Here is an 11607-nt window from a genome sequence, read left to right as displayed (position 1 = left end):
TGGATCAAATTAAGGGGGAATTAAAGTGGCTGTCCACGTTATTTTTTTAATTAAAGAAGGATAGCTTTTTCGCTCATTCGTCGGCTAATAAAATCCAATCACCCTCACTCTTCGTTTTTGTTAGTACATATAAATGAGAAGCGGTATAACTTCCTTGCTTAACAGCATTAACCACTTTAATGACTATATCTTCAATATTATCGTTATTAACATCACCTTTCGCCAAAATAGACATATATTGTAATCCATCAGAATCATCCTCAGCGAAGACTTGTCCATGTTCATCTTCAGATACCTCTATAATTTTAGATGCGTCATTTAATGTTTTTATTTTAGGGTCATTTAAAATACGATTGTATTGTGAAGTTGCAACGATAAAGGCCATATTTTTAGGTAAGTTTTTAATACTGTCAAAATCAAGCTTAAAATCACTCAAATAAGATGTATCAGAACTGCGTAAAGACTTTGCCACATCAATTAATTTACATTGAATATATAAAGAACGATAAACCCCATAAGAGGCTTGTGGTTCATATCCTGCAGAATATAACTCTATCATTGAAGTACAATTATTAACTATCCCCAACTTTCTACTTTGTGCGTCAAGCTCGCTATCGAACAATGAAACTTTAAAGCTATTATTTTCAGTCCAAAGTAAGTCCATTTGTTTAGATAGTGCTATATCGCTTGTTTCAAAGTTGTCATTTGAGCGATCGGTAATATCAATACTGGGATCTAAAAATACGGGATAAGCTTTTGTTTCAATCTTGGGTGTACACCCCATAACAAGAAATAACGTACAAAACGAAAGAAATGTGGTGTTTAATTTATTCACGATGACTACTTTCAACTCTTTGTTTATTTAAAAATAGACTAACACAGCTCACTCCATCTCTTAAGCAATACTATCCGTGTATATTAGTGACTTTATAAAATGTTCAGAAAAAAACACATAACATACATTGAAATAAATGATTATCAATGTGGTCAGACACTGACCTTATTGGTAGCCATTAATTTTTGATATTACGCTTTCTTTGAAAAACTAGATAGTTGTGTCAAAGCTGCATTCCACTCATTAACTGTTCCATATATTTGACCTTTATTATGGACAGCCAGATCGCCCCATACTTTAAGTTGACAGAACCCTGTTATATTTTTGCACGCTTTGGCTCTTTCTTGTGGATCATCAGATAATAGCTTAAGTTTGAAACTAGTTAACCTGTCCGCTTCTTTTACAAATCCAGCGTCTAAAAATGCATCAATCACTTCATCAATAATTGTTTCTTTGTTCATATTATATCCCCCATTTAATTGACTGTTTTCCTTACTATATCACCATTGGTAACCGTTTGATTCCAACCTCAGCTAGCATTTTTATGATTAGTTTTCATAAATCAAGTGTTCTAACCTTATTGATTCGACGTGATACCATCAGGACAGATGAAAATTTATTTGAGGTTTATAAGCAATGAGACGTTATTCAATTGCTTTAGTATTATTACTAAGTACTTTAGGTTTAAGTGTGGGGTATCAATATTACAGTTCACCTAGTAAAAGCGATGGCAAAATCGTAAGCTTTGCTCTTGTAATGGGCACTACAGATGTGAAGAGCTATCTTGAATATTTAATTTTGGAGCAAAAGTCGACGAAAACCGCCTATCAAAGAGCTGAAGCCGTTCTTAAACGAATTGATAAAAGCGATGTTACTATTGATTATATTAGGGATGTTTCTAATTTGGCACATATGATACTAGGTCACAAAAGGTATTGGTATAATATCAAGCTTGGAAAAAATGTAGAAATAGATTTAGTAGTTGTCCTTTATAAAAATAAAGAGTCAAGTATTCAGAATTTTTCGATAACAACGAAAGGTTAAAAATAAAGGAATAAAAGGGGGCTCCAATTGGTTGGTTATTCATCCAGTGGTGGCTTTATTCCGCTAATAAATTTTTGTTTCTTATAATGCTAATAACCTAGCAGCTGATTTATTCATAAACAAACGTTTTTTGTTTTGGAGAAAACGAGCCGTTAAATAAGCGAGCCATGAGTAGATTTAAAATAACCCTGACCCGTTTTATATGACCCGTTTTATATATAATTTTTAACCTAGTTTGAATTTACAGGTTGTAATAAGGCCTGTTGGAGATTCAGAAGTGTTCTTGGCGACAAAAAGCCATTTCTCTACTGAATTAGTACAGCTATTTTCAAATACACCTTTAGGTGAGCATTCTAAAATTTTGATGTTATGAGGTTTACTAGGTTCGTTCAGTTTTATGTCAAAAGAAACTCGGCAATAGCCTTCTATATTCTTCGCCATAGCATCTTTGGGATACATTGCTTCTATATGAATAATCGGTTTTATTTCAGTTCTATTTTCAACTGCATTAGCTATGGTTGGCGGAACACTTTTAGTGTGGTTAGAGGTCGACTGACAACCGGTCAGTGTACTCAATAGAACAAGAATGAAAACTTTATTTTTAATCATTTTCGTAAAGCCTTTTTTAATTATATAACATATTTATAGAGAGCGAATTGAACGTTTTTCTACCAATCCATCGATCACATTTCAGAATTACTTATTTTTACCAGAGTCGTTAACTAATTGCCAGTAATAGTAATTTTTAAAATTCAACCTGAATCTAGGCTTTAATATTTTGGTTAATTAGAGTGGGTGTCCACGTTATTATTCGCGTTTAGCTTTATAAAAGTGCCATACTTCGTAGGTAAATAATACCGCAAAACCACTGGCTAATATTTGGAATGCTAAAACAATTTCTGGCATACCACAAGCGCCAGAGTAGGCATGTCCCCAATGCCAAATATATGCTGGCCAATAGGTAAAGGTAGTTATAAATAAGAGTGGAACCCAAATCCTTTTTCTATTTGATAAAAAACGCAGCAAGATAGACATAGTTAGAAATAAGAGTGCAACGATAAAAAAAGTTTTAGCTTGAAACTCATGTTCCTCTACTAAGCCTGGCGGTGGTGAAAAACATGCTAAGGCACTAGAAGAATACAGCGAAATTAGGATTAATATACAAACTTTCAATACTGCTTCCTCAGCAACATAACAGCTTATTAGCGCGAATTCCTGTTAAAGGAAGTTATCCACAGGTGGTTTTATTCCACTAATAAACTTTATTATAAATTATAAGAACAGTAATAACTTAGCAGCAGATTTATGCATAAACAAACGTTTTTTGTTTTGGAGAAAACGAGCCATTACATAATCGAGCCATGAGTGACAGGTTTAAAATAACCCTGAACGGTTTTATTTGACCCGTTTTATTATTTCATAATTTTAGGTTAATTAAATTAATGCAATTGGTGAAATTTATTTGTTTGGTGAATAAAAAAGTCGAGTGTATTTTATTAAGACCGTAAGCCTCAGGCGGTAAGTTTATAAATTTGAGGATCAATGAAGGAATATTAATAATGAAAAAAAATAAAAAAGCAATTACTATCGCTTTGGTTTTATCTTTAACTGCAACCTTTAGTGCTTTAGCAAATAATCAATGCTCAATGTCAGCCCAACTTAAGTGTATGATGGGTATGAACGAATACTGTAGAGTATTTTGTGAAGAAAAATAATATCTTAACTGTAAACTTGTTATGATTAATTATTATATCTAGTTAAGCCTATTTTTATTATCAATAGAAAATAGACTTATACAATTTAAAAACCTATTAACTGACTCTAATAGGTTTTTTATTTTTATTCTGACCTAAAACAACTACATCAGTTCCTATTTATACAATAATACTTTTCTCAAATTTCCTGGTCAAAGTCTGGCGTCATTGATTACAATGTAATTATTTAAACGTAACTTGAAATCCACAACATATACCTTCTTACTGTAATTCAATTGTGTGAATATAATTTACAAATATTGCAGTTAACAAAATTAAAACCGCAAGTCCTTTTAAAATGGCTTCAAAGCGACGATAAACATGTTCATTGTTACGTTTATCGTAATGATCAACAATGCCTAGCGCTAAATAAGCAACAGCAACTACAAGAGCAGAAAATGCAATATAGATAGCATTCCCATAGAGAGTGACATCCCCACGGCCATAAGCTAAATAAAGCTCACCTTTAAATAACCCATATCCACCGTAAGCCAAAAGAACAATAATTAGAATCAACCTCTCTATTCGCTTTTTAGTAGGGATATAGTTGGGTATGTAATCTTTATCTTTTACAGTCTTTTTAAACATAATAAATTCTTGAGCATGTCCATGTTATTTAATTGAAGAAAATAAAGAAGGGGGCTTTGTTATTCTATGTTTCAATTGCACCAATAATAATTGTGATTAAAAAGATAAATATAAACTGATAGGTTATTGATATTAATGTGTATTTATACTTACTGCAACTACCGTTTACGACGTTGTTAATATAGGTAGGTTGTGAAATTCGGTCGTAGATAAACCAAAGAGGCAAAAGAATCAAAAAACCTAAACTACTATAATCTGCTAACACTGAAGCTAGCACCACAGCAAAAATATAGTATGGAGCGCCTACAACTCCAATAAAATATAACTCTTTTGTTGAAACTCGACTCATCATCATCCTTGAAACATAACAGCTTATTAGAGCGAATTCCTGTTAAAGGAATTTAGCCACAGATGGCTTTACTCCACTAATAAGTTTCTTATAAATTATAAGAACAGTAATAACTTAGCAGCAGATTTATGCATAAACAAACGGTTTGTGTTTTGAAGAAAATGAGCCGTTACATAATCGAGCCATGACTGAAAGATTTAAAATAACCCTGACCCGTTTTATTTTGTTTTGAGCTTGCTATATATTTGAAAATTTCTTACTACTTGGTAAGCACCTAAACATATTACAATTACTAGAGTAAGGATCGGAAGGTTGTGAAAATCGGTTGGTGCAAACTTATAAAACAACTTAGAAGCAGCCAAATGCCAGCCAAATAATACAAAAGCCATAATTAAAGCAAACCTATACACGGTGACAGCAGGATTGTGGTGTGAAAACTCATTTGATGAATGGTTGTATATTTTTGATACGCCACCTAAAACTCCTACAGCTAACGAAATCTCATTGCCATTAGATATATTTAAAGCTGCACCTGCTTTTTTAAAAGTGTACATAGTCCCATTTAACATGAATTTATGGACATGATACGTCACCTGTTTTTGATTATCTTTAGCACCTTCAGTTTCAACAACATTAGATATTTGAACTTGATTTACTTCACCTTTTACTATTTTCACTAAACTACCTCTAAATTTCATTTAAAAACATAACAGCTTATTAGAGCGAATTCCTGTTAAAGGACGTTATCCGCAGGTGGATTAATTCCGCTAGTAAACTTTTTATTTAATAATACTAATAACTTAACAGCAGATTTATGTATAAACAAACGTTTTTTGTTTTGGAGAAAACGAGCCATTACATATTCGAGCCATGAGTGACAGATTTAAAATAACCCTGACCCGTTTTATTTCATAACCTCCGAGAAGCATATAACAGCTTATTAGCACGAATTCCTGTTAAAGGAAGTTCTTCACAGGTTGTTTAATTCCGCTAGTAAATTTTTATTTATTATAAATTATAAGAACAGTAATAACTTAGCAGCAGATTTATGCATAAACAAACGTTTTTTGTTTTGGAGAAAACGAGCCATTACATAATCGAGCCATGAGTGACAGGTTTAAAATAACCCTGACCAGTTTTATTATTACAATAAAAATTAGCTGCCTAACGGCAGCTAAAAAAGATGTTATTGCTTATTTGACGGGAGAAGGTTCATATGTGTTAGGTGTTTTACTTTCCACCAATGATCCCCTCCATTTTCATGTTGTACTTTTTAGCATATACCTTAAAGGCATGTGTGAGTTCACCGTGTTCTTTACTTTCTAGACCATCAGAGGTGCCAGTGATAAAGCGAAACCCATGAGTGCACAATAGCTCCTTATTTTTAAGTCCTGGATATTCGACACCAAAGCCTCCAATTGCTATGAATCGAAAATCTTTATGGGAGATTCTTACTTTTAAATCATTTTCAGGTGCATCTAGGTTTATTGGTAATAAATGAGTTTTGAGCACCGCAACCTGTGTTATTTCAGGAATAGTATCTGGGTTCATCCAGCATGGAACATTCTCAGCCTTTGCCAAGAAGCTAATTGAGAAAAATAAAATTACGCTCAATACTCTCATTTTGGTTACACCTAACAGCGTAATAGCGCGAATTCCTGTTAAAGGAAGTTATCCGCAGGTGGATTAATTCCGCTAGTAAACTTTTTGTTTATTATAAATTATAAGAACAGTAATAACTTAGCAGCAGATTTATTCATAAACAAACGTTTTTTTGTTTTGGAGAAAACGAGCCATTACATAATCGAGCCATGAGTGACAGGTTTAAAATAACCCTGACCCGTTTTATCCAAATTAAGATGGATATCCCCGTTATTTCTGGAGAAAACGAGCCATTACATAAACGAGCCATGAGTGACAGATTTAAAATAAGCCTGACCCGTTTTATTGACTTAATTTAAGGTGGATGGCAATGTTAATTTACTTCTGGATTAACAAATAATATTACAGAAATTAATAATACAATGGAGTATTTAACTTATGATAACTATTGGAAAGTTAACAATATATATGGAAAACCCAATTACATTGCTACTAAATAAAATTTTAAATAAATCAGTTGTGATTTTCGCTCTATTTTGGGTTTGTAATATAAATGCTAGTACTTTAAGAGTAAGCCAGCATGGTGATGAAATTCATATTTTACTGCTCAATGAATCCTATTCTTTAACAAAAGTAAATTATAACTTTTGTCTGTCTAGTGTGGGGGACTTAAATTTATTAATATCAAATTTAAAAGGAATTTCAATACCTTTAGAATCACACATTAATGCAAAATGTAAATTTGAGAATAAATCCGTTTTAGATTTCAACGAATTTAAAGGTAAAGTGTTTTTTAAAAATGCAATTGAATTGTATTATGATCTTCAAAATGAAGATGGGTATTTTTTGTCTGCAGAGCTATGTGAGAATAAACCTAAAGGCAAAATCAATTGTATAAGTAGTAATAAGATTGAGGTGAAGAAGTAAAAGGGGTCAAAAGGGAGCAGGGTTAAATTAAAGAATAAAATGGGTCAGAGTCTGACCTATCCCCACAAAAAAATATATAAATCAGTAAAATATTTAATTTGAATAAAGAGCCTACGAATCGTAAGTTAATCACTTAAAAAAACAATCATTCGAATGCTTCCTTCTTCCAATAATAAAAGCAAAATCTTGAGCTGAACTCAAATTGACTTCAATGTTGTAGCAAATTAAAGTGGGTGTCCATGTTATCTCTTGTTAGGTGCGCGGAGGTATGTACATATTCTCAAAATAATCTTTCCACTCATTATCATTATTAGCTTCAATTTCAATCGGGTATGCGCTATTTTTATGCGGTATAGATTGAAGTTTAGATGCAAAAGTATTTGTATCTTTAGAGTAAAAAAGCCAATGACGAGAGCCTTCTTTAGTTATAATCGCCGTTATAACACCTGACATATCGACCTCTAAAGCATTTACCAAGTGCTCTTCAAACACACCCATATCTTTATTGACTTCTGCAGATGGCATTCCACTATCATTAGGTTCATATTTCCAGAAGACATGAATCGCTTTAGGATATTTTGAAACATCAGTTGAATGCTTGATTTCATGTCTATATCGAAGAAACATTTTATCTTCACCTAAATATCCTTCAGCTACAGTCCATTTATCATTTTCTACAATTTGTTTTAAGCTCATTTTATTAGTATCCCCAAGTGCATTAAAACTAAATATGAAGCTGATCATGATTATTAATAATTTCATAATGACACCTAACAGCGTATTAGCGCGAACTCCTGTTAAAGGAAGTTATCCACAGGTGGTTTTATTCCGCTAATAAACTTTTTTATTTATTATAAATTATAAGAACAGTAATAACTTAGCAGCTGATTTATGCATAAACAAACGTTTTTTGTTTTGGAGAAAACGAGCTATTACATATTCGAGCTATGACTGACAGATTTAAAATAACCCTGATCCGTTTTATTTTGGTGATAAAATTAAACTGTATGAATGTATAGTATCTTTTATATACAATCTAGGTATAATGCATGAAAACGAAAAAGGGATGATTTGTGGACTTAGTAAAATTTCAAAACGATGCTTACCCTGCTATTCAAGCTTATTTGGATAAGCACCCAACATTTGCAAAGTATAATTTCAAAATTTGTTACTGCACCAATTTAGTATTAAATGATTTATCAACACTTAAAAATAAAAAACATTTTAATTGGGATGCAGAGGTTTCTGGTTCAGATGCTATGTATATGGAGGGGGAATCTCCGTTAAAGTTCGCTATATATACCAACAACTTGCCTGTTGGTTATGTATTAGGACGAATAGATCCTGACACTTGCGCCTTCGAAATATTTTACACAGAGGTATCAAATTTTTACACTTTTTTTGATAAATGTGGTTGGATTCGGTTGATAATTGATATACTGTCCGCATTAAAGATTTGTCTTGAAACAGCCGATACAAGTATGGTTGTTGATAAAATTGTACAAATAAATCCCGTACCATCTACAATCTCTAATTTTGTAGATATGGGATTTGAATATGATGCAAGTTACACTACAAGATCTGAAGGTATGGTGTTGAATTTGCATGAAAAATAAAAAGTCAAATTATTTGACTTTTATCTGATATTGTTTGATAACTACATATAGTTATCAAGGATATTTAAAAAAGGGGTTACACATGACTATGAACGCACAAACAATTTCATTTGAAAAAACATTATTAAATTTGATTGAAACTGGTAATACAGCTTTAAATTTATTTGGAATTAATGGTGATCTAATGACTAAGATTGAAGCAGAAAACCCTCATATAGCAAAACAGTATCCTTGGCAAGAATCACGTAAGGAAGCTTGTTAGTTGCTACTAATGAGTGATAGAGGAGCTAATAAGCTCCTTTTTTTATGCCTAAAATATACGATAACGTGGACATCCAATCTAATTCGATAAAACACATAAGTCAATTGTTGCTGGCTAACCGCTATATTCGCCCAGCTTTTGCTTTTAGCTCTGCTTTACCTCTCCATCTAAATATTCCTGAAATAAAATAAGTTTTCGAAAGTATGAGACAGGACGTCGAATAAGGGATGGTGTTCAGGGACGAATGTTCATCCCGTCTTGGAAGATAAAACTTAGTTTTATTGAAAAATAGAATATTGGTTAGGAGCGGCCTTTTTCGCCTACCTTTTTTGGCTGTTGAAAAAAGGTATGGTCGCCGAGAGGCGAAACCTTAGCGTACATAGGATCACTATATTAAAACTAATGCTCAATATAAGAATAAAGAAGTAAAAGGGGTCAGGGTTAAATTAAAGAATAAAACAGGTCAGAGTCTGACCTATCCCCACAAAAAAACATATAAATCAGTAAAATATTTAATTTGAATAAAGAGCCTACGAATCGTAAGTTAATCACTTAAAAAAAACAATCATTCGAATGCTTCCTTCTTCCAATAATAAAAGCAAAATCTTGAGCTGAACTCAAATTGACTTCAATGTTTTAGCAAATTAGAGTGGGTGCCCACTTTAAATACAAATAATAATGAATAATGATGACTAGAATATCTAAATTATTACTTAAAAAGTAGTTCAACGATGTTTGTCAGTCGGTTATTCGTAAACGTAACAAGGATGATAAAATGTCAGAAGGTTCTCAAGTTAACTCTATAGATTTTGGTAAAAAAAGAGTTGTTGAATTATTTGAAGATAATTCATTTCCACCAATGGTTTTAGTTGATGGGAAATGGGGAAGTGGTAAAACACATTATGTTTACAACGAATTATTTCCTCATTTAAATAAAAAATACTCAAGTTCGTCATGCCATATGATGTCACTGTATGGAGTTTCTAATATTGAGGATTTTAGAGATAGGGTAATTTCTGTGTGTTTGTCAGGTACAGAGGATACGAAAAAATTAACGGATAACCTTATAAAGATCGCTGATGCTACCGGTATAAACCAGTCGGAAAAAGGTATTGGCGCTTTATTAAAGGGTATCTCAGGGGCTTATAAATACAGTCTTTATTCAAACTTATCGAACAAAGTTTTTATTTTTGATGATTTAGAAAGAGTATCTAACCCTGAAACGATAAAAAATATTTTAGGTGAGTGCTTTAACCTAGTAGACAAAAAAAACAATGTTAAAATTTTAGTCATTGCTAATTCTGAAAAAATTGATGCAAAAGCCGATTTAGAAAAAACCTTCCATGACACAATAACCATTGCATACAACCCAAAACAAATCGTTGAATTTTTAAAAACGGATTATCCAAATTTATTAACATCTCGGTTGGATACACATCTAGTTCAAGTATTAAACATATCTAAAGACATTAATTTAGCAAATATTAGAGTCTTAAAAAGAGCATTACGTAAATTTGAACAATTACAGAAAAAGTTCATTAAAATTGAAAATATCAGCCTAGAAATTGCCAATGCTAATATTTTAAAAGCGATAGTAAAAATTTGTTATGCATATTACGAAGATAATTACTCTGTCGAAGAAATCAAACAAAATTTAAATAGTTCTGGACTATATGGCAAGATTCCAACGACTGATATTTTTGATGGCAAGTCCGAAGAAGAGTCTGAAACTGTTAAAAAAGAAAGGTTAAGAAAAGCAAGGTTGGATGACATTTTATTCAACCTATCTGGCTACATATATTTAGTCGATTTCTGTTGTGAGGGAATAGATAAATTCACTGAGGAAAATATAGTTGAAGCTTTAAACTTACCCATAACAACTACTCTTTTAGATAGAGTTATTAATTATGAATTACGCTTTAGAATGGAACCGAATGCGTTTGAACAAGGTGTTGAAGACATGGTTAATTACCTTAATTCAACTGCCGATATTAATTTTATAAAGTTTTTTAATTACTCTGATTTTTTACTTTCATTCATAGAAGAAGAGTTTATAACAAGTCCTTTAACAAAAGACAAAATCCTAGAGATTTGCAAAGATGTTAAATTTGAACGTTTTGACATAGAAAGTGTTAAGGATCTTCACTGGATGGGATCTCTTGCTAATGAAGATATTGTTAAGTTAAGAGCTGAAAAAAAGGCTGAGTTTCAAAGTAAGCTTAAATACGGTGAACAAGCAGATTTTATTGAATCATTTAAAAAATCATTCGGATCAATAGTTCAAGACTTATATGATAAGTATGAACATAAACCTTTTTTACATAACTTTGAAGCAACTGAGCTAGTAAGTATTTTTACTGATTGGACTGCAAAAGATATTGCTGATTTTTTTCTGTACATGGGCAATAAATATAATTTTAGTAATATTGAAGATTTTTTGAATACTGAGCATAAAATCTTAGTAGAGACTACTAAATTACTTTCAGAGGAAATTAAGGGCTTGGAACCAAGTTTAAAGAAAGGAGCTCTTACGAATCTTTATGAAGTTTTGGAAAAAATAAACAATAGAATGAAAGAAAGATTGCAAACAAAACAGAGCGAGTAATAAATTAAGCACATAATTTATTACG

14 protein-coding genes are annotated in these 11607 nt (G+C 31.9%); 6 read left to right on the top strand and 8 right to left on the bottom strand.

From position 1 onward, the window contains the following. Window positions 1-73 precede the first annotated feature (73 nt). Window positions 74-835, bottom strand: a complete 762-nt coding sequence (locus Q0940_RS01770; RefSeq protein ID WP_299263156.1) for a hypothetical protein — start codon at window positions 833-835, stop codon at window positions 74-76. Window positions 836-1026: 191 nt separating this feature from the next. Beyond that, entirely contained in the window at window positions 1027-1296 is a 270-nt protein-coding gene (locus tag Q0940_RS01765; RefSeq protein WP_299263153.1) for a hypothetical protein, read from the bottom strand. A gap of 175 nt (window positions 1297-1471) precedes the next feature. On the opposite strand from Q0940_RS01765, the gene Q0940_RS01760 reads away from it, so the two are divergent. Next, complete coding sequence (locus Q0940_RS01760) at window positions 1472-1879, top strand: hypothetical protein (RefSeq protein ID WP_299263151.1); 408 nt, start codon at window positions 1472-1474, stop codon at window positions 1877-1879. 225 nt (window positions 1880-2104) lie between these two features. Here Q0940_RS01760 and Q0940_RS01755 read toward each other — a convergent pair whose 3' ends face one another. Together Q0940_RS01755 and Q0940_RS01750 are read right to left on the bottom strand one after the other, a co-directional pair. After that, window positions 2105-2488: an energy transducer TonB gene (locus Q0940_RS01755; protein WP_299263149.1), complete on the bottom strand. Its 384-nt coding sequence runs from the start codon at window positions 2486-2488 to the stop codon at window positions 2105-2107. A 198-nt stretch (window positions 2489-2686) separates the two neighbouring features. Further along, the gene (locus tag Q0940_RS01750; RefSeq protein ID WP_299263147.1) at window positions 2687-3052 is read right to left on the bottom strand and encodes a hypothetical protein; all 366 of its coding nucleotides are present in this window, start codon (window positions 3050-3052) and stop codon (window positions 2687-2689) included. 386 nt (window positions 3053-3438) lie between these two features. Here Q0940_RS01750 and Q0940_RS01745 point away from each other — a divergent pair, with 386 nt between their 5' ends. Continuing rightward, window positions 3439-3594: a hypothetical protein gene (locus Q0940_RS01745; protein WP_299263145.1), complete on the top strand. Its 156-nt coding sequence runs from the start codon at window positions 3439-3441 to the stop codon at window positions 3592-3594. A gap of 261 nt (window positions 3595-3855) precedes the next feature. Here Q0940_RS01745 and Q0940_RS01740 read toward each other — a convergent pair whose 3' ends face one another. The 3 genes from Q0940_RS01740 to Q0940_RS01730 all read right to left on the bottom strand — a co-directional run bounded on the left by Q0940_RS01740 (window position 3856) and on the right by Q0940_RS01730 (window position 6193). Further along, window positions 3856-4221, bottom strand: a complete 366-nt coding sequence (locus tag Q0940_RS01740; RefSeq protein ID WP_299263143.1) for a hypothetical protein — start codon at window positions 4219-4221, stop codon at window positions 3856-3858. Between the two features lie 567 nt (window positions 4222-4788). Then, on the bottom strand, window positions 4789-5247 hold the full coding sequence (locus Q0940_RS01735) for a hypothetical protein (RefSeq protein ID WP_299263141.1): 459 nt from the start codon (window positions 5245-5247) through the stop codon (window positions 4789-4791). Window positions 5248-5800: 553 nt separating this feature from the next. Beyond that, window positions 5801-6193 carry a hypothetical protein gene (locus Q0940_RS01730; protein WP_299263139.1) on the bottom strand — a complete coding sequence of 131 codons (393 nt, stop codon included), beginning with the start codon at window positions 6191-6193 and terminating at the stop codon, window positions 5801-5803. A gap of 417 nt (window positions 6194-6610) precedes the next feature. Here Q0940_RS01730 and Q0940_RS01725 point away from each other — a divergent pair, with 417 nt between their 5' ends. After that, window positions 6611-7099 carry a hypothetical protein gene (locus Q0940_RS01725; RefSeq protein WP_299263137.1) on the top strand — a complete coding sequence of 163 codons (489 nt, stop codon included), beginning with the start codon at window positions 6611-6613 and terminating at the stop codon, window positions 7097-7099. 252 nt (window positions 7100-7351) lie between these two features. Here Q0940_RS01725 and Q0940_RS01720 read toward each other — a convergent pair whose 3' ends face one another. Next, window positions 7352-7861 (bottom strand): DUF695 domain-containing protein, encoded by a 510-nt coding sequence (locus Q0940_RS01720; protein ID WP_299263135.1) that lies wholly within the window; start codon window positions 7859-7861, stop codon window positions 7352-7354. 311 nt (window positions 7862-8172) lie between these two features. Here Q0940_RS01720 and Q0940_RS01715 point away from each other — a divergent pair, with 311 nt between their 5' ends. The 3 genes from Q0940_RS01715 (at window position 8173) to Q0940_RS01705 (ending at window position 11582) form a co-directional block, all read left to right on the top strand. Next, a complete protein-coding gene (locus tag Q0940_RS01715; protein WP_299263133.1) occupies window positions 8173-8715 on the top strand; it encodes a hypothetical protein in 543 nt (180 codons plus the stop codon). A gap of 82 nt (window positions 8716-8797) precedes the next feature. Beyond that, entirely contained in the window at window positions 8798-8977 is a 180-nt protein-coding gene (locus Q0940_RS01710; RefSeq protein WP_299263131.1) for a hypothetical protein, read from the top strand. 775 nt (window positions 8978-9752) lie between these two features. Beyond that, a complete protein-coding gene (locus tag Q0940_RS01705; RefSeq protein WP_299263129.1) occupies window positions 9753-11582 on the top strand; it encodes a hypothetical protein in 1830 nt (609 codons plus the stop codon). The last annotated feature ends 25 nt before the right edge of the window (window positions 11583-11607 follow it).

The sequence above is a fragment of the uncultured Psychrosphaera sp. genome, from assembly GCF_947500655.1.
In the GTDB taxonomy this organism is placed as follows: domain Bacteria; phylum Pseudomonadota; class Gammaproteobacteria; order Enterobacterales; family Alteromonadaceae; genus Psychrosphaera.
The sequence above is the reverse complement of the archived record's forward strand: the minus strand, read 5'-3'. Positions and strand labels throughout refer to the sequence as shown.

Coding starts and splice junctions, on each gene's coding strand:
- Q0940_RS01740 (WP_299263143.1), bottom strand. CDS start 4,221: ATGTTTAAAAAGACTGTAAAAGATAAAGATTACATACCCAACTATATC.
- Q0940_RS01720 (WP_299263135.1), bottom strand. CDS start 7,861: ATGAAATTATTAATAATCATGATCAGCTTCATATTTAGTTTTAATGCA.
- Q0940_RS01730 (WP_299263139.1), bottom strand. CDS start 6,193: ATGAGAGTATTGAGCGTAATTTTATTTTTCTCAATTAGCTTCTTGGCA.
- Q0940_RS01705 (WP_299263129.1), top strand. CDS start 9,753: ATGTCAGAAGGTTCTCAAGTTAACTCTATAGATTTTGGTAAAAAAAGA.
- Q0940_RS01765 (WP_299263153.1), bottom strand. CDS start 1,296: ATGAACAAAGAAACAATTATTGATGAAGTGATTGATGCATTTTTAGAC.
- Q0940_RS01725 (WP_299263137.1), top strand. CDS start 6,611: ATGATAACTATTGGAAAGTTAACAATATATATGGAAAACCCAATTACA.
- Q0940_RS01760 (WP_299263151.1), top strand. CDS start 1,472: ATGAGACGTTATTCAATTGCTTTAGTATTATTACTAAGTACTTTAGGT.
- Q0940_RS01745 (WP_299263145.1), top strand. CDS start 3,439: ATGAAAAAAAATAAAAAAGCAATTACTATCGCTTTGGTTTTATCTTTA.
- Q0940_RS01710 (WP_299263131.1), top strand. CDS start 8,798: ATGACTATGAACGCACAAACAATTTCATTTGAAAAAACATTATTAAAT.
- Q0940_RS01755 (WP_299263149.1), bottom strand. CDS start 2,488: ATGATTAAAAATAAAGTTTTCATTCTTGTTCTATTGAGTACACTGACC.